Source organism: Pantoea trifolii (assembly GCF_024506435.1).
Classification (GTDB): Bacteria; Pseudomonadota; Gammaproteobacteria; order Enterobacterales; family Enterobacteriaceae; genus Pantoea; species Pantoea trifolii.
The window spans coordinates 3,654,860-3,678,966 of sequence record NZ_JANIET010000001.1; the positions used below are offsets into that span (position 1 = coordinate 3,654,860).

Below are 24,107 nucleotides of genomic sequence, written 5' to 3' on the forward strand. Positions count from 1 at the left end.
AAGAAAATGAGCAATATAACTAACTGAATTTACTAATTAATTGTAGCCTTATCGTAACACCACCTTCACAGACACTCTTTCACTAAAAATCAAATATTTGAGAATGGTCGCAAAATATTCTCAGCAAAAGAATAGAGCGAGCGAAAGATAACAATATCCTTATACTCGATAGTCCTGATTGACATTAATGAATATTTTAAGAAGGCTGCGTGCTAATCAACCTTAATACCTTTCGCTTGTTAGCTGTATTTTTTTTGGCTTTATTTTCATGTTCATTAATAGCATCAGAGAAAAAACTGCAATTACTGGCGCGATATGATACTGCTCAACCTGCTTTGCAACTGGCTGAGCCTATTACTTCAGAGTTTCGTAATCACGTACTCAAAGTTGCCGTAGCTGGGAAACCACAACCGCCTTTTTTTATGGATATGGATACGCGGCGATTCGAAGGCGTAAGTGCGGATTATCTCTCTCTAATTCAAAATATGCTGGATACCACGGTAGAAATCCATTATTACGCCAGCCACAGCGCGGCCCTGGAAGCCTTAACCAGCGGAGAAATGCATCTATTAGCGATCTATGTGGATCAACCCTCACTCGCAGAGCCGCAATCATTGATCGCCAGCGAACCCTGGATGCTGGATTACGCAGCGATAGGTTTTAATCCTGAAGAGCGCAATGAACTCAATCATGATGAACCTAATCGTATGGCCTGGTCAGGTTCAGCACTGCTGCGTGCGCATTTGGAAGAGATTTATAAGAGTGATGTTTTGGTTCGCTTTCCCGGTTACTACGATGCTGTCGCGGCGACAGTTTTTGGTCAATCAGAGCGAGTTTGGGGCAGCGCCGCCACACTTATGCACCTTAATCGCTTTATGTTCGCAAATGCGCTGGAAATCACGAAAGATGATCACTCTCTCGCGATGAATGTTAGCTTTGGCATTAGTCCGCGTTATCCACAACTTGCCGATGCGATCAATCTTGCCCTAACACAAATTCCGCTCTCTATTCGAATGCAAATAGCGAAGCGCTGGCAGCTTGATACGTACCATGTGCTGCAACGTAATCCGCTAGCACTCTCGCATGAAGAGGAGAAGTGGCTACAGGAACACCCACTTATCAATACCGCACTACCGCAAACCCTCGCGCCACTCAGCAGTCGCAGCGGGGGTATGCCCTTTCGCGGCATGATCATTGACGTCTTAGATCTTATTGCCAACCTAAGTGGCATCACCTTCTATCCAGAAGTTCAGGAAGAAAGTAGCCGTAATCAAGCCGATAAGCATTCTCCACATCTGTATGCACTAGAGATGCTTACCCATGAAATTCCTCCTCAGTTGGTCACCCGATCCTGGCTAGTTTCACACTGGGTTATTATTCGCCATAAGCGCCCCCGCAATATTATGGCTCGGAATACTTTCCCGTTTGGTTCTGCTCTCATGCTCAACAACAGGCAAATGAAAGATTGGATGCTGCTGCATTATCCCCATCTGAATCTCTCCTACGTCGATGACCCTTTACAGGCCTTACGCGCTTTGCAGACGCAAGAAATTGATGCGGTAGTGCTGCCAAAAATCTTTGCGGATAACTTGCTCCACAACCATTATACAGATGACTTTATTGTCGAAACGACTTTGGGTGCCGAGCCGGCACGCTTTGTGATGCGCGTAGAGCCCGGTAATGAAATGCTGGTTAGCATCATTAATAAAGCATTAATCGCAATTCCGCCGGAAACGATGTTCAAATTACTGGCGCAGTGGCGTCAGTCAGATATGCCGTTTTTAAGTGCTTCCTGGCAGAACCACAAACAAATTATCTTGCTGATCGTATCAGTCTCAACCGGTTTGATAGCACTGATTCTGTTGTGGAACCGCCATCTGCGTAAGGTCATTCAACAGCGTATTCAGGCCGAAAACGCGCTCAAAAATCAGCTCAATTTTACCCATACGCTGTTTAATGATTCGCCCGTTGCTATGTATATTCGCGACAAACAAACCCGGCTGGTGGATTGCAACAATGCCTACCTGAATTTTATGAATTTCCGGCGCGAAGAGGTCATCGGAAAACGACTTTCGGACGTTTTGACAGGCAATAACGCCAATATTCATAGTATTGAAGATGGCTATCAGAAAACGTTACTGGATGGCGAAGCCGTCATACGCGACATCCATATGGACTTTGATCAGCTTTCATTCCAGCTTTATCACTGGACGCTGCCGTTTCGCGATCGGCACGGTGATGTCGCAGGCGTTATCGGAGGCTGGCTGGATGTCACTGAACGCAATGCGCTGTTGCAGGAGTTACAGCTCGCCAAAGATGTGGCTGATAAAGCCAACCGCTCCAAAAGTGAATTTCTTGCCAGCATGAGCCATGAGATCCGCACGCCACTACACGCTATGATTGGCTTGTTGGAATTAGAAACTCGCTTACAACCACCGGATTCGCTATCAGAGAATATCCGCGTCGCCTATAACTCAGCACGCGCACTGCTGTCATTGATTGGCGATATTCTCGATCTGTCGAAAATCGAATCCGGCCTTTATCAGCCAACATTAGAAACAATCTATCTTCCTGATGTACTTGATCAAGCAGTCACGCTTTTTCGTAATAAAGCAGAGATTAAGGGCCTTGAATTGCGGATAGAAATGGATATTGCCGCTTACTGGGTGAAAACGGACCCATTAATGCTTAATCAAATCCTTTCTAATCTAATAAGCAACGCCATTAAGTTTTCCGACAACGGCACTGTTACGGTTGTCCTCATGCAGGGCATCGCGCAAGAGGAGGAGGGTTGCGAATTCGTGATTGAAGTTAGCGATCAAGGCTGTGGCATGACGGAAGATCAACAGCACGCCATTTTCGAACCTTTTGTACAGGTCGGCGATCGCCAGCAGCAGCAGATTGGCACCGGATTAGGACTAAGCATCTGTCGTAATCTGGCACATTTACTGGATGGTGAGTTAATTGTAGAAAGTTCGCCGGGTGAGGGCGCGGTATTCTCTTTTTACTTCCGTGCCTTGCCGGGTGAACCTCAGGATCAAACACAACCTCATTTGTCGCAGCCGCTGATGTCAGACAAGCTCTCGGTGATGATCATTGACGATCACGCCCCCAATCGATTGCTGCTCGGCAAACAGCTGGAACTGGCCGGACATCAAGTCATGGTGAGTGAAAGTGCAGCTGAAGCACTGACATTATGGCAACAGGATCCGTTACGCTTCGATCTTATCATTACTGACTGCAATATGCCCGGTATGAACGGTTTTCAGTTCACTGAGGCGCTACGGCAATACGAGCAGGATCATCAATTAACACCGATTATGTTATTCGGCCTGACTGCATCGGCTGAGCAGCATATCATGCAACGCTGCTTACAGGCGGGAATGAACGATTGTCTTTTCAAGCCGCTAAATTTAGAGAGCTTACTGACGCAGGTTGCACGCTGTACCCGTCGCAGTGCCCTACAACCAGAAATGCTAGTGACGTCAATAACTCCAGAACCGAGTATTGCCTCTTACCCGCAGCTTTTCACACAATTGGCCGAACAAGACAGAGAAGGTTGCCTGGCATTACTCACCAGCATACGAAGCAGTCACGATGAATTAGTGGCATCACTTCAGCAGACGGATGATGCCAATACATTGTCGCAGCTTGGACATAAACTTAAAGGAGGAGCAGCAATACTTAATGCTACCGTTCTGGTTGAATTGGGCCGCAAGCTGGAAAAGCACCTTGAGGAAGGGCACAATTCACAATCGTTAATTCAGCAAATTATCCAAGAGATGAACCGTGTCGACGAGTCATTGGATGAATTTGAGAAACATCGCTTGAAAAATCAGCAAGATTCCTAGAATCATAATCTTATCGAGACATTTCTCGGTTCGCCCTATTATTCTGCCGGACATAATGGCCGTCAGCGTCATCATTACGGTGCCGTTAAGGGAGATATATGTTTAATGCAAAAATCCTCATCGTTGATGAGCATCGTTTGGTTGCCGCCGGCGTGCAGGCTTTATTATTAATGAACGGTTTTAATTGTGTCACTACTGCGCACACAATTAACGAAGGCATAGATGATATTATTCATCATCACATCGACATACTCATATTGGCCCCGGACTTCAAAGAGAAAAACGGTATTGCTTTTTTGCGTGATATCGTTAAATCCAAGACCTGGATGAAAGTTATCCTAATTGGCCACAGTGGGAACAACCCTGTTTCATTACAGTCACTTAGCCAGGGAGTAAACGGATTCGTATCTACATATGATCCGATTCAAACGCTAATCGCTGCTATTGGCTGTGTATCTAACAATGTAAATTATCTTCCTGGTGACATTCTGGATAAACGTCAGCGTTACGTGAACGAACAAGATATGCTTTCGCGTTTAACAGATCGTGAAAACTTGATTTTACGGCAACTTGCACAGGGAAAGTCGAATAAAACCATAGCTTGTGAATTAGGATTGAATAACAAAACCATCAGCACCTATAAAACAAAAATATTCCAAAAACTTGAGTCAAAAAACCTGGTCGATATCATCGAACTCGCACGTCGTAATGGTGCGTGCTAAAAGAAAAATCAAGACTAGTCTTGCGGATAAACAGTGTAGTGACATGGCATGATGTGCCTTGTCCTTACCCTGGACAGTTTTTAAAAAGATTGAGTTATAAAGGAATTAACAACCACAGAGCTAATTTATTAGCCCCTTCTTCATGCTATTACAGGGCGAGTAGGTTTCTTCCCGTGCCTGGCGAAAGAAGTCCGATACTTTCGTCTGCGACTTACCGCCCTGCTTTTTTTTGATGCTTCTCACAGGCTGAACGCCACACACTTCCTTCCCTGCAAATTCCCGCTAGAGTTCACTCATCCGACCACTTTCTGAGTATGTGATCATGTCTGAACATTATGCCCATCTGTTCGCCCCGCTAGATTTGGGTTTCACCCACCTTAAAAACCGTTTCCTGATGGGGTCGATGCATACCGGATTGGAAGAACATACTGAAGGTGCCGAACGTCTGGCTGCCTTCTACGCTGAGCGCGCACGCGAAGGTGTGGCGCTGATTGTCACCGGCGGTATTGCGCCCAATCCGCAAGGCGTGGTGGCACATGGCGGAGCGATCCTAAACCAGGATAGTCAGTGCAACTGGCACCGTATCATCACCGATGCGGTGCATGCAGAAGGCGGGAAAATTGCGCTGCAGATTCTGCATGCTGGCCGCTACAGCTATCAACGCGACCTGGTTGCCCCTTCGGCGTTGCAGGCGCCGATAAATCCTTTTACACCGCAGGCGCTCAGCGATGCGGATATTCATCAAACCATTCAGGACTTTGCACACTGCGCCAAACTGGCGCAGCGGGCCGGCTATGACGGCGTGGAGATTATGGGTTCGGAAGGTTATCTGATTAACCAGTTTTTGGTGGCACATACCAATCAGCGTGAGGATGACTGGGGCGGCGATGTGGCGCGACGTCAGCGCTTTGCGTTAGCTGTGACGCAAGCGGTGCGCGATGCTGTCGGCAGCGACTTCATCATCATCTTCCGCCTGTCGATGCTTGATTTGGTCAATAACGGCAGTTCGCTCGAGGAAACGCTGTCGCTGGCGCAAGCGCTGGAGCAGAACGGCGTTACGCTGTTTAATAGCGGTATTGGCTGGCATGAAGCGCGCATTCCTACCATCGCCACTTGCGTGCCGCGCGCCGGTTTTGCCTGGGTCACCCAGCATCTGCGCGAGCGCGTGTCGGTGCCGGTCATTGCCACTAACCGCATCAACCATCCCGATGTGGCTGAACAACTTCTGCGTGAAGGCATCGCCGATATGGTTTCGATGGCTCGCCCTTTCCTCGCCGATGCGGCTTTCGTTCGTAAAGCAGAAACCGGCCAGCCTGATGCCATCAATACCTGCATTGCCTGTAATCAGGCCTGCCTCGATCAAATCTTTGTCGGCAAAGTCACCTCTTGCCTGGTGAATCCACGCGCCTGCCATGAAACGCTGATGCCGGTGATCGCCACCGAACAGCCAAAGCAGTTAGCGGTGGTGGGCGCGGGACCTGCCGGCATGGCATTCGCGCTGCAGGCGGCCGAGCGCGGCCATCAGGTCACGCTGTACGAAGCCGACACACAAATTGGCGGGCAGTTTAATATCGCCCGACAGATTCCCGGCAAGGCCGAATTCAGCGAAACGCTGCGCTATTTCCGTCATCAGCTTGCTGCTGCGGGCGTGACGATTAAAACAGAACATCGCGTCACCACAGACGAACTGGAAACCGCTGACGAAGTGGTTATCGCCACCGGTATCTTGCCGCGCCAGCTGACGATTCCTGGCATCGATCATCCCAGCGTGCTGAGCTACCTCGATGTGATACGCGATAAAAAACCGGTGGGAAAACGCGTGGCGATTATCGGCGCGGGCGGCATTGGTTTTGATACCGCCGAGTTTCTGCTGCATCAAGCCAGCCATGACGATTTCTACCAAAGCTGGGGCATCGATCGCAGCCTGCAGGCGCGCGGCGGTTTGATTGCCCCACAGCCACAGCCCGCCGATCGGCAAATCTGGCTGCTGCAACGCAAATCCGGCAAGCCAGGCGCAGGCTTAGCGAAAACCACTGGCTGGATCCACCGTGCCAGCTTGCAGGCGCACGGCGTGCAGATGTGGGGCGACGTCGAGTATTTGCAAATTGATGATGCCGGATTACATCTGCGTCATCAGGGCGAAGCGATAACGCTGGCGGTGGATAACGTTGTGATTTGTGCCGGGCAGGAACCGCTGCGCCTGCTGGCGGACCAGCTCAGTGCGCGAGGTAAATCCGTACGTGTGATTGGTGGTGCAGATGTGGCGCAGGAGCTGGATGCTCGCCGCGCCATTGCTCAGGCGACTGAACTAGCGCTAAGTATCTAATTAACGCAGTTTGACCGAACGCAGCACCACGAACTTGGCGTTGGACGCCACCAGTTCGCAGTTGCCAAACAGCTTTTTCATTTTGACGTGATAGCCGAGATGGCGGTTGCCGACGATGCGCAACTCGCCGCCATACTGCAGGCAGCGTTTGGCATCACGCAGCATTTGCCACGCCAGATGATCGGTCACCGCGTGCTGCTGATGGAACGGTGGATTGCACAGCACCGCGTGCAGGCGATCGGACGGGAAGCCACTCAGCACGTTGTTAACGCGGAACTGACAGCGCTCCATATCCTGGGGACGGTTCACTTCCACGTTCAGTTTGCTTGATGCCACCGCCATGTAGGATTCGTCATAAAACAGCACGTCCGCGTTCGGGTTCTGCTCCAGCGCCAGCAAACCAATCACGCCATTACCGCAACCCAGATCGAGAATCTCACCTTCAATGTCAAAAGGCAGATGCTGCATAAAGAAGCGTGCGCCCACATCCAGCGACGCGCGGGAGAACACGTTGGCATGGTTGTGGATTTGGTATTCAGAATCATCCAGCGGCCAAACGGTGGTTGCTGGCTGATCCGCTAATTGAGGCGCGGTATAGCGGCTATAAATCAGACGCGCTTTTTTCCACGCCAGCGAGGTTTTGCTCTCGCCCAAAATGCGCTCGAACAGCTGCAACGTAGAGTTGTGAATATCTTTGGCTTTCGCCGCCGCCAGAATCAGCGTGTCTGGCGTGATCACTTCGCGCAATGCACGCAGTTGATGCTCCAGCAGCGCCAGCGCTTTGGGAATTTTGATCATCACCACCGCCGGCGCGGCGGGCAGTGGCGCCAGGCTATCGATAAAGTGCACCTGATCTTCATCCATCTCATTGAGACGCAGGTTCTGTTTTGCCGCCTGTTCGCTCAGCAGCGAATCGCTGACGTGCCACACAGGACGTGCGCCCAGCCCGCAGGTCAGCGCACCAAAACTGTCGTTGAACACCAATACCGGTCCCTCAGGCAGCGCTTGCTGCAGCAGGTATTCATCGGCGGAATCCCACGCCTGTAGCGGGCTTTCCTCACGCATTGGCGGGAAGCGGTGCAGCGTCAGCGTGCGATTGGTCAGTTCAAGTTGGCTCATGGAATCTCCGGCGTGGTACACTTTGCGCGATTTTCGCCCTAAAAAGGGGGCGCAGTATACTGTCTTTCGCCGGGAATCCCAATGTCATTAATCTATCTGCAGGGTTACCCTGAAAACATCCTCGAGCAGGTTCAGACGCTGATCGAACATGAGCGTTTAGGTTCATTTCTCCAGCAACGCTATCCCGATACGCACAATATCGTCAGCGACCGCGCGCTCTATGATTACACCCAGGCGCTGAAAAACCGCTACATGCGCAGCGCGCCGCCGGTGAGCAAAGTGATTTGGGACAATAAGATCAAAGTAATGAAGCACGCGTTGGGGTTGCACACGGCGATTTCGCGCGTGCAAGGCGGCAATCTCAAAGCCAAAGCGGAGATTCGCATCTCCACTTTCTTCCGTCTCGCACCGGAAGCGTTTTTGCGCATGATCGTGGTGCACGAACTGGCGCACCTTAAAGAGAAAGAGCACGACAAAGCGTTTTATCAACTCTGCTGCCACATGGAACCGGATTATCATCAGCTCGAGTTTGACGCCCGCTTGTGGATGACCGACCAGGCGATGCGCGGCAACGCGGCTTAAAGAAACTCCTGCGCCTTTTGAATTAAACTGGTTTTGGTCAGTGCGCCCATAAAACGGCGCTCCTGCGGGTTATTCAGCACCGGCAGGCGCTCAAGCGTGACGCGGGCAAAGGCTTCCCAGCCTTCGCGCATGCTTTGATTCTGATAAATGCAGGGAAAGTTATTGTCCATCACGCTACTAACGGGCGAATGCAGCGTGATCTCCTGCGACAATACCTTGCGTGAGATATCGTGAATCGACACCACACCGAGAAATTGCCCTTCGCTATTAATCACATACACATAACGTTCACGCTTGAGTGAGCTCACCGCCAGCGCCTGCCCTACCGACTCTTCCGGCTGAAGCGCGGCGCCGGGAATGATCAGCTGGTCGACGCGCATGTTATCGAAATCATACTTGGCTTCGGAACGACTGAAATGGCTGCTCACCACCGGATAAGTACTGGACGATTGCAGGCGATAGACCACCATCGAGGCCAGCACCGACGCGATCATGATCGGGAACAGCAGGCTGCTATTCAGCGTCATCTCTAACACCATCAGCATCGCCATTAACGGCGCCTGACTGACCGCCGCCAGCACCGCCGCCATGCCGATCGCCGCATACAGCAAGGTATTGCCAACCGGTAAATGCAGCAGCACGCCCATCTGCGCCAGCGCCACGCCAAGCAGTGCGCCGATCAATAATGAAGGGGTAAACAGCCCACCCACCGCGTTGGAGCCCACCGACAGCGTGGTCGCCAGCGTTTTTAACACCAGCAATCCCAGCAAACCCATCAGCAGATATTGGCCATCAATGATTTTGACGATCACTTCATAACCGTTACCGAGAATATCGGTGGAGATCAGCGCCAGAAAGCCCACTGCTAATCCCCCCGCGCCCAGCCGCAGCGGCAGCGAACGCACCCGGCCAAACAGCGCCTTGCTGCGCGCAATCAGTTTGATCAGCAGCCAACCGGCGATACCGGCGACAAAACCAATCAGCAACGTCATCAGCAAGCTGCTGATATCCATCTGGAACAGCGCTTCGGATAACGGATAAAGCGCGCTGCGAAAACCCAGCGACCACATGGTCATTACCGCCACCGCCGACGAAACAATCAGCGGAATCAAGCGTTGCAGCGCCGAGATGCCAAATGCGATTTCCGCCACAAATATCGCTGACGCCAGCGGAGCGTGATACACCGACGACAGCCCGGCGGCAGCGGCCATCGCCACGATATCGCTGTTGCGCAGATTGAGCGATTTGGGCAGCCAGCGCCCGATTAAACTGCCGCTCAGCGCCGATAGCTGCACCATCGGCCCCTCTTTACCAATCGACGCGCCGCTGCCGATACTGGCAATCGATGACAGCGCACGGAACAGCGAGGTTTTGGTCGGCACCGCATCAAGGCGCGCGTTGATAACTTCCAGATAATCGGTCTGTACCGTTTCCTGTTTCTCAATCGCCACCGCATAGCGCAGGAAAAAACCGGCGATAACGCCACCCGCGCCCACCAGCAGCGGCCAGAAGATCCACGGCCAGACATGCATCGCCACGGTGATTTCGTTATCGCTGTTGAACAGCAGGCGGTTAATGACATCGATCACGCCGCGAAAAGCCAGCGTCACCAGCGAGGCCACGCATCCAACGGGGATGGCGATCAGTAATGTGGTCCAGTTCAGAGCATGTTTACTTCCACTCACCCGCGCGTCCCCGCTAAGTCGGTTAAAAAGTTGTGCGGCATCATCATATTGGAATGCGGATCTCAGGATCAAATTTCGCCTGCCTGGCGCTCAGATGAACATGTTACTCTGCCGTTTTACTTTAGCAGGAGAGCAGCACGTGATTCGTTTCGCCATCGTGGGAACCAACTGGATTACCCGCCAGTTTATCGACGCCGCGCATGAAACCGGCAAGATGAAGCTGAGCGGCGTCTATTCGCGTAATCAGCAGCAGGCCGACGCTTTTGTGGTGGATTATCCCTGCAAGCTGACCTTCACCTCACTGGATGAACTTGCCGCCAGCAGTGAGATTGATGCGGTGTATATCGCCAGTCCGAATGCGCTGCACAGTGAGCAGGCGATACTGTTTATGTCGCACGGCAAGCATGTGATTTGCGAGAAGCCGATGGCGTCTAACCTGCGTGAAGCCGAGGCGATGATTGCCTGCGCACGCCAGCATCAGGTGGTGCTGTTCGAAGCCTTTAAAACCGCCAGCCTGCCGACGTTCCTGCAACTGCAAAAAACGCTGCCACAATTGGGCAAACTGCGTAAAGCCCTGATCAACTATTGCCAGTACTCCTCGCGTTATCAACGCTATCTGGATGGCGAGAACCCGAATACCTTTAATCCTCGCTGGTCGAACGGCTCCATCATGGATATCGGCTTTTACTGCCTCGCCGCCGCTGTCAACTTGTGGGGCGCGCCGCAGCAGGTCAAAGCGCAAGCTTCGCTACTGGAAAGTGGCGTTGATGCGCATGGCGTGGTGGTGCTGGACTACGGCGATTTTGATGTCACGCTGTTGCACTCAAAAGTCAGCGATTCACTGATCCCGAGTGAGATTCAGGGCGAAGCGGGATCGCTGATAATTGAAAAGATCTCCGAATGCCAGCAACTGCGCTTTATCCCGCGCGGCGGCGAGAGCCAAAACCTGACGCAGCCGCAGCACATCAACACCATGCTGTATGAAGCCGAAACCTTCGCCAAATTGGTGGAAGCCGGTGAAGTTGAGCATGCGGGCTTAGAAACCTCGCGCATTACGGCGCAACTGCTCACGGAAATTCGCCGCCAGACCGGCGTGGTATTCCCGGCAGATCAGGCTGAAGTGTAAATATTGCAAAACATTTCTGGCGCCCTCTTGAAAGCGATTATCGAACTCCGTATGTTTAGCGCTGCAAAGGGGAGTAACTTGTAAGCTGATTGATCGTCATTACGATGCGCAACGCAATATGCGAAACGCATCCGGTCGTCAGGCAACCCGGAACCTATTCTGAGTTGTAAGTGAGACCTTGCCGGAAGGCGAGGTTTGCTTGCAGCACGATCAAAGCGGCTGACGTCTTCTGACTTCAGCCGCTTTTTTTATTTCTGGAAAAGGATACGACTATGCACTCAGTTGGCACACCGTTACTTTGGGGCAGCTTCGCTGTCGTGGTGCTCATCATGCTGGCGATCGACCTGCTATTACAGGGTCGACGCGGCGCACAAACCATGTCATTCAAACAAGCAGCGGTCTGGTCGCTGATTTGGGTCTCCGTTTCACTGCTGTTCAGCGCTGCCTTCTGGTGGTATCTCGACGGCGCCGCCGGGCGCGAAGTCGCTACCGCGCAAACCCTCGCCTTCCTTACCGGCTACGTTTTAGAGAAAGCGCTGGCGGTGGATAACGTCTTTGTCTGGCTGATGCTGTTTAGCTACTTCGCCGTCCCGGCCAATCTGCAGCGCCGCGTGCTGATTTATGGCGTATTGGGCGCGATTGTGCTGCGTACCATCATGATCTTCGCTGGCAGCTATTTGGTCACCCAGTTCAGCTGGATTCTTTACGTCTTCGGCGCCTTCCTGCTGTTTACCGGCCTGAAAATGGCGCTGGCGAAAGAGGAAGATGACAGCACGGTTGGCGACAAGCCGGTGGTGCGCTGGCTGCGCAAGCATCTGCGGATGACCGATAGCCTGGACGGCGAGAAGTTCTTCACCCGTAAAAACGGCGTGCTGTTTGCTACGCCGCTGCTGCTGGTGCTGATCATGGTTGAACTGAGCGATGTGATTTTTGCCGTGGACAGCATCCCCGCCATCTTCGCGGTAACCACCGATCCGTTCATTGTGCTGACTTCAAACCTGTTCGCGATTCTCGGCCTGCGCGCCATGTACTTCCTGCTGGCTAACGTGGCGGAGCGCTTCTCGATGCTGAAATATGGCCTGGCGATTGTGCTGGTGTTTATCGGTATCAAAATGCTGATCGTCGAGTTCTATCACATTCCCGTCGGCATCTCGCTGACGGTGGTGGGCGTGATTCTCGGCGGTACGCTGCTGATTAACGCCTGGGTAAACCACAGAAACGACCAGAAGAAGATCTCACCATAATCTTCTGCAGGGGCGCTAATCGCCCCTGCTTTGTTTTGCCAGTGGCAACCTTAACCTTTTATATATCTGTCACACTTCCCATCATCAGCAGATCAAAAAACCGATCTGCCGCGCATGCACAGAATTTTCTCTTTCCTCATAAGCTCTTTTCCTTATACTCCGCCGGGCAAACCGTTGTGGGTGGTTGAACCGCGCACAATACTCATGACCGCAAATATAAAAAGACTGTGATATGCAAAACAACTTTATTGGACGTCTGGGCGCGCTGTTCGCAGGAAGCCTGGTAAAACAAATCATGATCGGCCTGGTGGCGGGCGTGGCGCTGGCGTGGTTCTCACGCGATGCCGCACTGGCCGTTGGCTTGCTGGGCGAGCTGTTCGTGCGTGCGCTGAAAGCCGTCGCGCCGCTGCTGGTTTTGGTGCTGGTGATTTCTTCGATCGCTAACCATCAGCAGGGACAGAAAACCAATATCCGCCCGATTATCATGCTGTATCTGCTCAGCACGTTCTTTGCTGCGGTTGTGGCAGTGATCTTCAGCCATCTGTTCCCTCAGACGCTGTCGATGAACGTCGGTGCCACGCAAATTACGCCGCCGTCGGGCATTGCCGAAGTGCTGCACGGTTTGCTGATGAGCATGGTGTCGAATCCGATTGAAGCGCTGATGAACGCCAACTACATCGGCATTCTGGTATGGGCGCTGGGATTGGGCCTGGCGTTTCGTCATGCCAGCCCAAGCAGCAAAGCATTTCTTAATGACGCGTCAAATGCCGCGACCTGGGTGGTGCGCTGCGTGATCCGCTGTGCGCCGCTGGGGATTTTTGGCCTTGTCGCTTCCATTCTTGCCTCAACCGGTTTTGATGCGCTGTGGGAATACGCCAATCTGCTGGCGCTGCTGCTCGGCTGCATGCTGATTATGGCGCTGGTGATCAACCCAATGCTGGTGTTCCAGAAAATTCGCCGCAACCCTTATCCGCTGGTGTTTACCTGCATGCGTGAGAGTGGCGTTACCGCATTCTTCACCCGCAGTTCCGCAGCCAATATCCCGGTGAATATGGCGCTGGCGAAGCGTCTCAATCTGGATGAAGACACTTACTCCGTGTCGATCCCGCTGGGCGCCACCATCAGCATGGCCGGTGCTTCGATCACCATCACTGTGTTGACGTTGGCTGCAGTGCATACGCTGGGTATTTCGGTGGATGTGCCAACCGCGATTCTGTTGAGTCTGGTGGCGTCGCTGTGTGCCTGTGGCGCATCCGGCGTGGCGGGCGGTTCGCTGCTGCTGATCCCGGTAGCCTGCAATATGTTTGGTATTCCGAATGATTTGGCGATGCAGGTCGTGGCGGTGGGCTTCATTATTGGCGTGCTGCAGGATTCCGCCGAGACCGCGTTGAACTCCTCGACGGATATTCTGTTTACCGCCGCCGTATGCCAGGCTGAAGCCGAGCGCGAGCCGCGTCGTACAGTTTCAGAATCTGAGTAATTGCTCCAGGTCGCCATTCATGGCGACCTGGTTCTACAACGTCACTCCGCTTTTAAAGATGGCTAACTCGCGGAAATCATTGGTTTCATTGCGCGCCGGTTGGCCATTGGCAATCGCCACAATCATATCGACGAAGTCCTCCAGCATCTCCGCCATACTCATCCCTTCAATCAAACGTCCGGCATTAAAATCGATCCAGTGCGGCTTCTTCTTGGCGAGCTGCGTATTGGTGGCGATTTTCACCGTCGGCACAAAACCGCCATACGGCGTGCCGCGTCCGGTGGTGAACAGCACCATATGACAGCCCGCACCCGCCAGCGCGCTAGTAGCGACCGCATCGTTGCCAGGCGCACTTAACAGATTGAGTCCCGGCGTATGCAAGCGCTCACCGTACTTCAGCACATCCACCACCTGGCTTTGTCCGGCCTTCTGCGTGCAGCCAAGCGACTTCTCTTCCAGCGTAGTGATGCCGCCGGCTTTGTTACCGGGTGAGGGATTCTCGTAGATCGGCTGCTGGTGATCGATAAAGTAGCGCTTGAAGTCGTTAATCATCGCCACAGTTTTTTCAAAGGTGGCTTCATCGCGGCAGCGACTCATCAGGATACGTTCTGCGCCAAACATCTCTGGCACTTCGGTCAGCACGGTGGTGCCGCCGTTGGCAATCATCTGGTCGGAGAAACAGCCCAGCATGGGATTGGCGGTGATGCCGGAAAAACCATCCGAACCGCCGCACTCCAGACCAAACTTCAGCTCGCTAAGTTTGCCCGGTTGACGCTGATCTTCGCGCATGGCGCGATAGAGTTCGTGCAGGCGTTCCAGCCCCGCTTCCACTTCATCATCCTGCTTCTGACACTCCATGAACTGCACGCGATCGCTATCGAAACCACCAAGCGTTTCACGGAACACATCGACCTGATTGTTCTCGCAGCCGAGGCCAATCACCAGCACCGCGCCGGCATTGGGATGGCGCACCATATTTTGCAGCATGGTGCGGGTGTTTTCATGATCCTGTCCAAGCTGCGAACAGCCAAACGGATGGCTGAACAGATGCACGCCATCAATGCCTTCAGCGTCATTGGTCTCTTTCATAAAGCGCGTCAGGATTTGCCGTGCGATGCCGTTAACACAGCCGACGGTGGGCAGAATCCATAACTCATTACGGATGCCCACTTCACCGCTGGTGCGGCGATAGATCTGCACGTCACGGTCGCCTGCTTGCGGCGGCAATTCGAGAAAATCGGGTTGATAGTCGTACTCATCCACGTCGCTCAAATTGGTGCGCGCATTGCTGGAGTGGATGATCTCGCCGGCCGCAATCGGCCGAGTGGCGTGCGCGATGGGCAAACCGTATTTGATCACCAGCGCGTCAGTGATTAAAGGCTGCAGCGCAAATTTATGGCCGCGCCCAACCTCCTGCTGCAAGGTGATCGTCTGTTGATTGATTTCGACCTGGGTATTGGCTGGTAAATCGCGCAACGCCACAGCAACGTTGTCGCGTGAATGTATTCTAATGGCATCTTGCATAGCGTTATCTCAGTTGTGTCAACGCCGTCCGCATCCCGTGGACGATGATGTTTTGCAGGTGCTGGCTGACCGCAGCGACTAATCCGGGCCGCTGCGTGAGATCTTCGCCCCAGTGATTGGCATCGCTGAGTACCGCGCGCACCAACTGTTCTGGAGTCTGTTGATCGTTATTTACCGCTGGCCACAGTTCAGCAAAACGCTGCAGCCAGTGTTCGTCGTCCTGCAGCGGCCAGTGACGTTCACCCTCTGCACCGCGATAAAAAGCCAGCAGTGCGGCAAAGGCGAAGGTCAGGCGCACCGGCCATTGCCCATTTTGCTGCTGCGACAACAGCAGTTGCGGCAGCAAACGGGTGCGGAATTTGGTCATGCCGTTAAGGGCAATAGAGAGCAACGCATGGCGAATAAAGGGATTGCGGAAGCGACGCTGCACCGCGTCGGCAAAGGCGTGCAGCTCATCGCGCGGCAGATCCAGCGTGGGGATCACCTCGTCGCGCAGCAGCGCGTCGACAAAACCGGCCATCTGCGCATCATCCATCGCTTCTCCCACGCTCTCCAGCCCGGCCTGAAACGCCACCGGCACCAGCGCGGTGTGTGCGCCGTTGAGGATCGCTACCTTTTGCGCTTTGTACGGCGTGATGTCGTCCACCAGCTTCACTTCTGGCGCCAGCGCGTGCAGCTGCAGCTCCTGCGCCAGTGCGTCCGGCCCCTGAATCACAAACTGGTAATAGACTTCGCCCGCCACCAGATAACGATCTTCGTAGCCCAGTGAAGCTTCGATCGCCGCGCTATCCGCCGGATAACCGGTGACAATACGATCCACCAGCGTGTTGTAGAACGCGCAGTGATCCTGTACCCAGCGGGCAAACGCCGGCGGCAGCTGCCAATGCTGGCTGTAGCGCAGCACCAGCTCACGCAGCGTGTCGCCGTTGTAATCGATCAGTTCACAGGGCACCACCAGCCAGCCTTTATCACTGGCGCCGGCAAAATAATTGAAGCGCGCCCACAGCAGCTGCGTCAGCTTGCCGGGGAAGGACGAGGCGGGCGTATCGTCCAGCCGATCCTGCTCTGCGAAGGCAATGCCCGCTTCCGTGGTATTGGAGAAGACAAAACGCATTTGTGGCGCGCGTGCCAGCGCGAGAAATTCGTCAACCTGTTGATACGGCTGGATTTCACGATTCACGCTGCGGATCAGGCGGGGTTCACTCACCTGCTCGCCCGCCGTGTTTAGCCCGCGAATCAGCGTGGTGTACAAGCCATCTTGCTGATTGAGTGTCTCTTCCACCACGCGATTGCGTGGCCGCACCACCACCACGCCCGCATCAGTGTCTTGATGCTGATTGAGCCAGTCGAGCTGCCAGTCGATGAAGGCGCGCAGGAAATTGCCTTCACCAAACTGGATAACCCGTTCGCTATAGTGCGCGCCGGGAAAGTCGTGCCGGTTGAGTCGCTGCATCATCAGGCTCCCAGCTCAATGCCGAAGTAATCGCGCGCATTGTTGAAACTGATGTTCTGTACCATCTGCCCTAACAACGCTTCGTCGGCAGGCGCTTCGCCCCGCTCAACCCAGTTGCCGATCATCTGGCACAACAGACGACGGAAATATTCGTGGCGCGTGTAGGAGAGGAAGCTGCGGCTGTCGGTCAGCATGCCGACAAAGCGGCTCAGCAGGCCGATTTGCGCCAGCTGTGTCATCTGGCGCTGCATGCCATCCAATTGATCGTTGAACCACCACGCCGAGCCAAATTGCATCTTGCCCGGTTCGCCTTCACCCTGGAAATTGCCCGCCATAGTTGCCAGCACTTCGTTATCGCGCGGGTTGAGGCAGTAAAGGATGGTTTTTGGCAGCGCGTTGTTGCGGTTCTGCGCATCCAACAGGCGCGCCAGCGGAATCGCCAGCGGCGCATCATTAATCGAATCGAAGCCAACATCCGGGCCGAGGATATCAAACTGGCGACGATTGGCGTTGCGCAGCGCACCAATGTGATATTGCTGCGCCCAGCCACGGCGCGCATATTCGCTGCCGAGCCACACCAGCACGGCGGTTTTGAATTGAGCCGTCTCTTCGGCGGAAGGCGCTGCGCCTTGCAGTCGACGCGCCAGAATGCCGTCGAGCGTGGCGTCATCCGCTTCCGCAAACAGCACCACATCCAACGCGTGATCAGAGATTTTGCAGCCATGCGCAGCGAAGTGATCGAGTTGCTGGCTTAAGGCGCGACGCAGATCGTCAAAGCGCAGCACGCTGACATCCGCCACCTGCTCTAAGCGCTGAATCCATGGCAGGAAGCTCTCCAGCTCAATGTTGAAGGCCTTGTCCGGACGCCAGCTCGGCAGCACTTTGACGTCAAAGCTGCTGTCCTGCGCCAGCTTACGGTGATGCTGCAAGTCGTCGAGCGGATCGTCGGTGGTGCCGACCATTTTCACCTTCATCTGCTGCATGATGCCGCGCGCGCTGAAGGCGTCCTGCGCCAGCAGTTCATTGCACTGCTGCCAGATACGTTCCGCGCTCTGTTCGTTCAACAGCACATCGGTAATGCCAAAAGGTCGGCGTAATTCGAGGTGCGTCCAGTGATAGAGCGGATTGCCGATGGTATGCGGCACGGTGCGCGCCCAGGCATTAAATTTCTCACGGTCGCTGGCATCGCCAGTACACAACGCTTCCGGCACGCCGTTAGCGCGCATCGCACGCCATTTGTAGTGATCGCCTTTCAGCCAGATGTCATAGAGGTTGGTGAAGCGGTAATTATCGGCAATCTGCTGCGGCGGCAAGTGACAGTGATAGTCGAAAATCGGCTGGTCTTTGGCGTAGTCATGGTACAGACGACGGGCGAACTCGGTGTCGAGTAGAAAATCCTCACTCATAAAACGCGACATACCTGCTTCCTCATTTTGTAGCCAGGTGGCTTTTAACTAAAAGTTATCATACCAATTTAGACGAACGACAAAATTGTTTGCGATCCGACTCACAATAATGACAGTTTCACTGTGGGTATATGGACGATTCTGTTGCGGATATTGCGCTAAATTGCTGTTTTAACGATCTTTCGTCCTTACACACATGAGCCGCAAGGTTTATGTGATGGCATTCAACTTTTGAAGCTGTATAACAAGTTAACCTCTCGCTCCGTTGCTAACGGGATTAATGGCACAGGCAAGGAACTGCGGGAGTGATCAGCACTGTTCACATCTTCCCGCTCCAGATAACTACAGCGGTAAAACCGCAACGACAGACTGGACGAGGTTAATAATGCGTAAGATCAAAGGGCTACGCTGGTACATGATTGGGCTGGTGACGCTGGGCACGGTGCTCGGCTACCTGACGCGCAACACCATTGCCGTTGCGGCGCCCACGCTGGAAACGCAGTTGGGTATCACCACGCAACAATATTCCTATATCGTCGCCGCCTACTCGGCGTGCTACACCATCATGCAGCCGGTGGCCGGTTATGTGCTGGACATGCTCGGCACCAAAATCGGTTATGCGGTGTTTGCCGTGCTGTGGGCGATCTTCTGTGCCGCAACCGCGATGGCGGGCAGCTGGGGCGGCTTTGCGCTGGCGCGCGGTGCGGTTGGCGCCGCCGAAGCAGCGATGATTCCGGCAGGCCTGAAAGCCAGTAGCGAATGGTTCCCCGCCAAAGAGCGTTCGGTGGCGGTGGGCTATTTCAATGTAGGATCGTCGATTGGCGCGATGCTGGCCCCGCCGCTGGTGGTGTGGGCGATCGTGGCGCACAGCTGGCAAATGGCGTTCATTATTACCGGCGTGCTGAGCATGGTGTGGGCCATCTGCTGGCTGGTGTTTTACAAACATCCCAAACAGCAAACCAAGCTGAGTGATGAGGAGCGTCACTACATCATTGCCGGCCAGGAACTGCAGCATCAAACCGGTAATAACAAGAAGATGTCGGCGCGCCAGATCCTGCGCAATCGTCAGTTCTGGGGCATTGCGCTGCCGCGTTTCCTCGCCGAACCGGCGTGGGGAACCTTCAACGCGTGGATTCCGCTGTTTATGTTCAAGGTATACGGCTTCAACCTGAAAGAGATCGCCATGTTTGCCTGGATGCCGATGCTGTTCGCCGATCTCGGCTGTATTGTCGGTGGCTACTTGCCGCCGCTGTTCCAGCGCTGGTTTGGCGTCAATCTTATCGTCTCGCGCAAACTGGTGGTCACCATGGGCGCGGTTTTGATGATTGCGCCAGGCACCATCGGTTTGTTCACCAGTCCGTATGTCGCGATTGGGCTGCTGTGCGTCGGCGGGTTTGCCCATCAGGCGCTTTCTGGCGCGCTGATCACACTCTCTTCGGATGTGTTTGGCCGTAACGAAGTGGCTACCGCCAATGGCTTAACCGGCATGGCGGCCTGGACGGCGAGCACCATGTTTGCGTTGGTGGTTGGTGCGCTGGCGGATACGCTGGGCTTCAGCCCGCTGTTCGCGGCGCTGGCGGTGTTTGATCTGTTAGGCGCGGTGGTTATCTGGACGGTCCTGAAAAACCAGCCGGTTTCTGAACTCGACGATCGGTCAGCGGTGCAGTCCGCTGCGGTACGCACCTAAGCTCATCGGGCTGGCATCGGCCAGCCCATTTCCTCTGTGCGGCTGAAGTGGTATAACAACTCAACTTTCTCCCACAGCGGACCGCGCAATGGACCTGACCGAATCACGACGCCTCTATCAACAGCTCGCCAGCGAACTCAAACGCCGCATTGAAGCCGCCGATTACCGGGTTGGCGACAAGCTGCCTGCTGAACGTCTGATTGCGGAAGAGATGCAGGTGAGCCGTACCGTGGTGCGTGAAGCGATCATCATGCTGGAAGTGGAAGGTTACGTGGAGGTGCGGAAAGGTTCCGGCATTCACGTCATCAGCAGCCAGCAGCAGAACCGCGTGGTGACGTCCAGCCAGCTGGAGTTTGCCAATTTCGGCCCCTTCGAGTTATTACAGGCGCGCCAGCTGATTGAAAGCAACGTGGCTGAATTTGCCGCCACGCAGGTAACGCGTCAGGACATCGTGGCATTAATGGCGATTCAGGAGAAAGCGCGTCAGGAAGATCATTCGCGCGATTCTGCGTGGGATATGGAATTTCACGTGCGCATCGCGCAATCAACGCAGAACAGCGCTTTAGCGGCGATTGTCGAGAAGATGTGGCTACATCGTCTGCACAATCCTTACTGGCTAAAGCTGCACGAACACATTGATGCCAAAAATATCACTAGCTGGTGTGACGATCACGACCAGATCCTCAAAGCTCTAATCCGCAAGGATCCCGCCGCCAGTAAGCTAGCAATGTGGCAACATCTGGAAAACACTAAGCAGATGCTGTTCAACGCCACCACCGACGATTTTGAGTTTAACGTCGACCGTTACATGTTTGCTGAAAATCCGGTCATCCTGCCTGAAGGTAGCGAAAATCCACGCTAATCCTGCTTATTTTTCAGCCGTTTTGTTGCCGAAAAAGTCAGTTAGTCTGCAATAGTGTCAGCTCATGTAAAGCTCCTTTGGACCACCTGCGTCTAAAGGTAAAACTCCTGTGCGGCAGGCACTTTCCCCTGTCTGGATAACGTTATTTTTGTTACAGTTATCGCCCTTTTATTACCCTTTGCGACAGGGCTTTTATAAAGTCGCTGATTTAACAATCAATTCTGGAAGGATCCGGAAACTCCTGCTCAGGCTGCTTATCTAAAATGTATAACCAACGCCAGTCTGCGCCTTAGCCCCTCACGGGCACGTTTAACAATGATGTTCAGGAATGATTGATGGATATTTTGCAAGCATTGCTGCATGCCTTATGGCAGCAGGATTACGAAATGCTCTCCGACCCGACGCTGGTTTGGGCCATTTATGGCGTGCTGTTTATGATTCTGTTTCTGGAAAATGGACTGCTGCCCGCCGCGTTTTTGCCCGGCGATAGTTTACTGATTCTGGTGGGTGTGCTGATTGCTAAAGGCACCATGGGTTTCCCGCTGACACTGCTGATTCTGACCACCGGTGCCAGCCTTGGCTGCTGGGTAAGCTACATTCAGGGTCGCTGGCTCGGTAATACGCCTACCGTGCAAAAATGGTTATCGCACCTGCCTGCACAATATCATCAACGCGCCCACCGACTGTTCCATCGCCATGGCTTGTCTGCATTGCTGGTGGGTCGCTTTATTGCCTTCGTCCGCACCTTGCTCCCGACCATCGCCGGGCTTTCTGGCCTGAGTAATGCGCGCTTTCAGTTCTTCAACTGGGTAAGTGGCTTCCTGTGGGTGCTGATCCTTACCGTGCTGGGCTTCGCGCTGGGCAAAACTCCGATTTTCCGTCGTTACGAAGATGAACTGATGTTGTGCCTGATGCTGCTGCCGCTGGTGCTGCTGGTGATTGGTCTGGTCGGTTCTTTAGTGGTGATTTGGCGCAAACGTCAGTCGACGCGTAACGGGAATTCACAGTCATGATCAAATTCCGTGGATTCCCAAGGCGTTTCCTGCCTTGGGCGCTGGGTGGCGCGTTGGCGCTGCTGGCGATCTGTTTCGTTCCGACCCTGATGCAGCATGAAACCGTGGTGCAGATTCGTGTCGCCAACAGCGGCACCAATCTGCCCGATGGTTTTTATCTCTATCAGCAACTTTCCGCGCAGGGCGTGCGTATCAAAAGTATTACGCCTTCAGGCGATGCGCTGGTGATTCATTTTGAGAATGAAGAACAGAGCCTGGCGGCGCAGAAAGTGTTGAAGCGCCTGTTGCCACAAGGCTTTGTTGTTGCCGCTGGCCCGCAGGCCTCGCAGCAATATCCTGACGCCAGTCGCCCAACTTTTAGCTAAATTTCACCGCCTGACGTCAAGTCAGGCGGTGAGCTAATCCCCCGCTATCCCCGCGTCTTCTTTGAATTTTTTCGTCTGCTGTCTATCCTTAGAGATAGCGTAAGCCTAAGACATGCTGGGAAGCCTCTCTTGTCTACTCTCAGACAGGTCATCAACAATGGAAGGTCACAACCTGATGAAACATCAATTACTGCTAGGTGCTATTCTTTTTTCACTCTCGGGTTCGCTGCTGGCGGCTGAATCGCTCTGCCAACAAAAAGAGCAGGACATTCAGCGCGAGATCGATATGGCGAAACAGCACGACAACCAGCGCCGCGTTACCGGGCTGGAGCGCGCATTGACCGAAGTCCGCGCAGGCTGCACCGATGAGAAGCTGAAATCCGCACACAGTGAACGTATCGCTGATCAGAAGCACAAAATCGCCGAACGTGAGCGTGAGCTGAAAGAAGAGCGTCAGGATGGCGACAAGGACAAAATTGAGAAGCGCGAACGTAAGCTGGAAGAGGCGCAGCACGAACTGAAAAAGCTTGAAGCTGAACCTTACTAATCGGACTTAACTAAATGCTGTAAAAGGAGATTTCCATGGCTAAAGAAACAACATCTGAACATCTGCGCGCTGAATTGAAAAATCTGGCTGATACTCTGGAAGAAGTGCTGAGCAGCTCAGCAGATAAATCCAAAGGCGAGCTGGATAAGTTGCGTCATAAAGCGCGCGGTGCTATTGAAAGCTCCCGTGAACGTCTCGGCGATTCCGGCGAACGCATTGCACAAACCACGCGTGAAGCGGCGGAAAAAGCCGACGAATACGTACGCGATAATCCGTGGCACGGCGTAGGTATTGGTGCAGCGGTAGGTATTCTCATCGGCATTTTAATTTCACGGCGTTAATGATGAGTGATAGTCAGCAAAGCCACGGCCCCGGCAAAGGGGTCTTTAACATCGGTCAACGGGTCGTTACCACGCTGGTTAGCATGGTTGAGACGCGCGTCCGACTGGCGATTGTGGAACTGGAAGAGGAAAAGGCTAACCTGATTCAGATGCTGATGATGGTGGGCCTTACCATGCTGTTTACCGCTTTCGGTCTGATGAGCCTGATGGTATTGATCATCTGGGCGGTGGATGCACAATATCGCCTAATGGCGATTGCCATTACAACAGCGGTGCTATTTGCTCTGGCGCTGATCTTTGGTTTGTGGACATTGTACAAATCGCGCCAGTCAACGTTGTTGCGCCATACGCGTAAAGAACTGGACACCGATCGCAAACTGCTGGAGGAGCATCGCTCATGAGCCGCCGCGAACGTGAAGCACGCATTCACGAATTGCTCAATCAGGTGCAGCAGCAGCGGCTTGATCTCAGCGCCGACAGCCGCGACTGGCTGATCAGCACCGCGCAATACGATCGCGGCTGGTTAACCATCATTGGCATGCGTCGTTATCTGGCGATTGGCAGCAGTGCATTGGCCATCTGGTCGATTCGCAGCCCCAATCGCCTGCTGCGCTGGGCCAAACGTGGTTTCGGCGTCTGGAGCACCTGGCGCATGATCAAATCAACCCTGAATACTCGCTAATTCCTCTCTCTAAAACCGGATCTAGTCGATTCGGTTTCGCCCTCCTCAAATTTACTGAATAACATTGACAGTTTATCTCGCTTACAACTCTT

General features: G+C 53.7%; 20 protein-coding genes. 15 read left to right on the plus strand and 5 right to left on the minus strand.

Annotated elements, in window-relative coordinates; all coding sequences use genetic code 11:
• The first annotated feature begins 209 nt into the window (after positions 1 to 209).
• The 3 genes from NQH49_RS16895 (at position 210) to NQH49_RS16905 (ending at position 6,899) form a co-directional block, all read left to right on the plus strand.
• Positions 210 to 3,851 carry an ATP-binding protein gene (locus tag NQH49_RS16895; RefSeq protein WP_256697540.1) on the plus strand — a complete coding sequence of 1,214 codons (3,642 nt, stop codon included), beginning with the start codon at positions 210 to 212 and terminating at the stop codon, positions 3,849 to 3,851.
• 98 nt (positions 3,852 to 3,949) lie between these two features.
• Positions 3,950 to 4,573: a response regulator transcription factor gene (locus NQH49_RS16900; protein ID WP_256697541.1), complete on the plus strand. Its 624-nt coding sequence runs from the start codon at positions 3,950 to 3,952 to the stop codon at positions 4,571 to 4,573.
• A gap of 322 nt (positions 4,574 to 4,895) precedes the next feature.
• A complete protein-coding gene (locus NQH49_RS16905; protein WP_256697542.1) occupies positions 4,896 to 6,899 on the plus strand; it encodes an NADPH-dependent 2,4-dienoyl-CoA reductase in 2,004 nt (667 codons plus the stop codon).
• Here NQH49_RS16905 and rlmG read toward each other — a convergent pair whose 3' ends face one another.
• A complete protein-coding gene (gene rlmG / locus NQH49_RS16910; RefSeq protein WP_256697544.1) occupies positions 6,900 to 8,018 on the minus strand; it encodes a 23S rRNA (guanine(1835)-N(2))-methyltransferase RlmG in 1,119 nt (372 codons plus the stop codon).
• 81 nt (positions 8,019 to 8,099) lie between these two features.
• Between rlmG and NQH49_RS16915 the strand changes: the two genes are divergently transcribed.
• Positions 8,100 to 8,600 carry a M48 metallopeptidase family protein gene (locus NQH49_RS16915; protein WP_008103482.1) on the plus strand — a complete coding sequence of 167 codons (501 nt, stop codon included), beginning with the start codon at positions 8,100 to 8,102 and terminating at the stop codon, positions 8,598 to 8,600.
• Here the strand turns inward: NQH49_RS16915 and NQH49_RS16920 are convergent.
• Positions 8,597 to 10,285: a chloride channel protein gene (locus tag NQH49_RS16920; protein ID WP_256697545.1), complete on the minus strand. Its 1,689-nt coding sequence runs from the start codon at positions 10,283 to 10,285 to the stop codon at positions 8,597 to 8,599. The two genes, NQH49_RS16915 and NQH49_RS16920, sit on opposite strands and share 4 nt — an antisense overlap.
• Before the next feature lie 139 nt (positions 10,286 to 10,424).
• Here NQH49_RS16920 and NQH49_RS16925 point away from each other — a divergent pair, with 139 nt between their 5' ends.
• From NQH49_RS16925 to sstT, 3 genes are all read left to right on the plus strand, one after another.
• Positions 10,425 to 11,411 carry a Gfo/Idh/MocA family protein gene (locus NQH49_RS16925; protein ID WP_256698453.1) on the plus strand — a complete coding sequence of 329 codons (987 nt, stop codon included), beginning with the start codon at positions 10,425 to 10,427 and terminating at the stop codon, positions 11,409 to 11,411.
• A 272-nt stretch (positions 11,412 to 11,683) separates the two neighbouring features.
• Complete coding sequence (locus NQH49_RS16930) at positions 11,684 to 12,655, plus strand: TerC family protein (RefSeq protein ID WP_256697547.1); 972 nt, start codon at positions 11,684 to 11,686, stop codon at positions 12,653 to 12,655.
• Positions 12,656 to 12,887: 232 nt separating this feature from the next.
• A complete protein-coding gene (sstT, locus tag NQH49_RS16935) occupies positions 12,888 to 14,135 on the plus strand; it encodes a serine/threonine transporter SstT (RefSeq protein ID WP_256697548.1) in 1,248 nt (415 codons plus the stop codon).
• A gap of 33 nt (positions 14,136 to 14,168) precedes the next feature.
• Here the strand turns inward: sstT and NQH49_RS16940 are convergent, their stop codons facing one another.
• From NQH49_RS16940 to uxaC, 3 genes are read right to left on the minus strand one after another with little or no spacing between them, the layout of a single operon-like run.
• Positions 14,169 to 15,659: a UxaA family hydrolase gene (locus tag NQH49_RS16940; protein ID WP_256697549.1), complete on the minus strand. Its 1,491-nt coding sequence runs from the start codon at positions 15,657 to 15,659 to the stop codon at positions 14,169 to 14,171.
• A gap of 4 nt (positions 15,660 to 15,663) precedes the next feature.
• The gene (locus NQH49_RS16945; RefSeq protein ID WP_256698454.1) at positions 15,664 to 17,112 is read right to left on the minus strand and encodes a tagaturonate reductase; all 1,449 of its coding nucleotides are present in this window, start codon (positions 17,110 to 17,112) and stop codon (positions 15,664 to 15,666) included.
• Between the two features lie 2 nt (positions 17,113 to 17,114).
• Positions 17,115 to 18,530: a glucuronate isomerase gene (uxaC, locus tag NQH49_RS16950; RefSeq protein ID WP_256697550.1), complete on the minus strand. Its 1,416-nt coding sequence runs from the start codon at positions 18,528 to 18,530 to the stop codon at positions 17,115 to 17,117.
• Between the two features lie 373 nt (positions 18,531 to 18,903).
• Here uxaC and NQH49_RS16955 point away from each other — a divergent pair, with 373 nt between their 5' ends.
• The 8 genes from NQH49_RS16955 to NQH49_RS16990 all read left to right on the plus strand — a co-directional run bounded on the left by NQH49_RS16955 (position 18,904) and on the right by NQH49_RS16990 (position 24,015).
• The gene (locus tag NQH49_RS16955) at positions 18,904 to 20,205 is read left to right on the plus strand and encodes an MFS transporter (RefSeq protein WP_256697551.1); all 1,302 of its coding nucleotides are present in this window, start codon (positions 18,904 to 18,906) and stop codon (positions 20,203 to 20,205) included.
• Positions 20,206 to 20,293: 88 nt separating this feature from the next.
• On the plus strand, positions 20,294 to 21,067 hold the full coding sequence (gene exuR / locus NQH49_RS16960) for a transcriptional regulator ExuR (protein ID WP_008103503.1): 774 nt from the start codon (positions 20,294 to 20,296) through the stop codon (positions 21,065 to 21,067).
• A gap of 335 nt (positions 21,068 to 21,402) precedes the next feature.
• Entirely contained in the window at positions 21,403 to 22,080 is a 678-nt protein-coding gene (locus NQH49_RS16965; protein WP_008103505.1) for a DedA family protein, read from the plus strand.
• Positions 22,077 to 22,445, plus strand: coding sequence for an EnvZ/OmpR regulon moderator MzrA (gene mzrA, locus NQH49_RS16970; protein WP_256697553.1), 369 nt, complete (start codon positions 22,077 to 22,079; stop codon positions 22,443 to 22,445). The genes NQH49_RS16965 and mzrA overlap by 4 nt, the downstream gene beginning before the upstream one ends.
• A 175-nt stretch (positions 22,446 to 22,620) precedes the next feature.
• Positions 22,621 to 22,992 carry a DUF1090 domain-containing protein gene (locus NQH49_RS16975; RefSeq protein WP_139221405.1) on the plus strand — a complete coding sequence of 124 codons (372 nt, stop codon included), beginning with the start codon at positions 22,621 to 22,623 and terminating at the stop codon, positions 22,990 to 22,992.
• Positions 22,993 to 23,027: 35 nt separating this feature from the next.
• Positions 23,028 to 23,333, plus strand: coding sequence for an ElaB/YgaM/YqjD family protein (locus NQH49_RS16980; RefSeq protein WP_007890363.1), 306 nt, complete (start codon positions 23,028 to 23,030; stop codon positions 23,331 to 23,333).
• Between the two features lie 2 nt (positions 23,334 to 23,335).
• Positions 23,336 to 23,734, plus strand: coding sequence for a phage holin family protein (locus NQH49_RS16985; RefSeq protein WP_192236531.1), 399 nt, complete (start codon positions 23,336 to 23,338; stop codon positions 23,732 to 23,734).
• Positions 23,731 to 24,015 (plus strand): YqjK-like family protein, encoded by a 285-nt coding sequence (locus NQH49_RS16990; protein ID WP_256697554.1) that lies wholly within the window; start codon positions 23,731 to 23,733, stop codon positions 24,013 to 24,015. Before NQH49_RS16985 ends, NQH49_RS16990 begins: the two co-directional genes overlap by 4 nt.
• The last annotated feature ends 92 nt before the right edge of the window (positions 24,016 to 24,107 follow it).

Coding starts and splice junctions, on each gene's coding strand:
- rlmG (WP_256697544.1), bottom strand. CDS start 8,018: ATGAGCCAACTTGAACTGACCAATCGCACGCTGACGCTGCACCGCTTC.
- NQH49_RS16955 (WP_256697551.1), top strand. CDS start 18,904: ATGCGTAAGATCAAAGGGCTACGCTGGTACATGATTGGGCTGGTGACG.
- NQH49_RS16945 (WP_256698454.1), bottom strand. CDS start 17,112: ATGCAGCGACTCAACCGGCACGACTTTCCCGGCGCGCACTATAGCGAA.
- exuR (WP_008103503.1), top strand. CDS start 20,294: ATGGACCTGACCGAATCACGACGCCTCTATCAACAGCTCGCCAGCGAA.
- NQH49_RS16905 (WP_256697542.1), top strand. CDS start 4,896: ATGTCTGAACATTATGCCCATCTGTTCGCCCCGCTAGATTTGGGTTTC.
- NQH49_RS16985 (WP_192236531.1), top strand. CDS start 23,336: ATGAGTGATAGTCAGCAAAGCCACGGCCCCGGCAAAGGGGTCTTTAAC.
- NQH49_RS16990 (WP_256697554.1), top strand. CDS start 23,731: ATGAGCCGCCGCGAACGTGAAGCACGCATTCACGAATTGCTCAATCAG.
- sstT (WP_256697548.1), top strand. CDS start 12,888: ATGCAAAACAACTTTATTGGACGTCTGGGCGCGCTGTTCGCAGGAAGC.
- NQH49_RS16900 (WP_256697541.1), top strand. CDS start 3,950: ATGTTTAATGCAAAAATCCTCATCGTTGATGAGCATCGTTTGGTTGCC.
- mzrA (WP_256697553.1), top strand. CDS start 22,077: ATGATCAAATTCCGTGGATTCCCAAGGCGTTTCCTGCCTTGGGCGCTG.
- NQH49_RS16930 (WP_256697547.1), top strand. CDS start 11,684: ATGCACTCAGTTGGCACACCGTTACTTTGGGGCAGCTTCGCTGTCGTG.
- NQH49_RS16965 (WP_008103505.1), top strand. CDS start 21,403: ATGGATATTTTGCAAGCATTGCTGCATGCCTTATGGCAGCAGGATTAC.
- NQH49_RS16915 (WP_008103482.1), top strand. CDS start 8,100: ATGTCATTAATCTATCTGCAGGGTTACCCTGAAAACATCCTCGAGCAG.
- NQH49_RS16975 (WP_139221405.1), top strand. CDS start 22,621: ATGAAACATCAATTACTGCTAGGTGCTATTCTTTTTTCACTCTCGGGT.
- uxaC (WP_256697550.1), bottom strand. CDS start 18,530: ATGTCGCGTTTTATGAGTGAGGATTTTCTACTCGACACCGAGTTCGCC.
- NQH49_RS16980 (WP_007890363.1), top strand. CDS start 23,028: ATGGCTAAAGAAACAACATCTGAACATCTGCGCGCTGAATTGAAAAAT.
- NQH49_RS16940 (WP_256697549.1), bottom strand. CDS start 15,659: ATGCAAGATGCCATTAGAATACATTCACGCGACAACGTTGCTGTGGCG.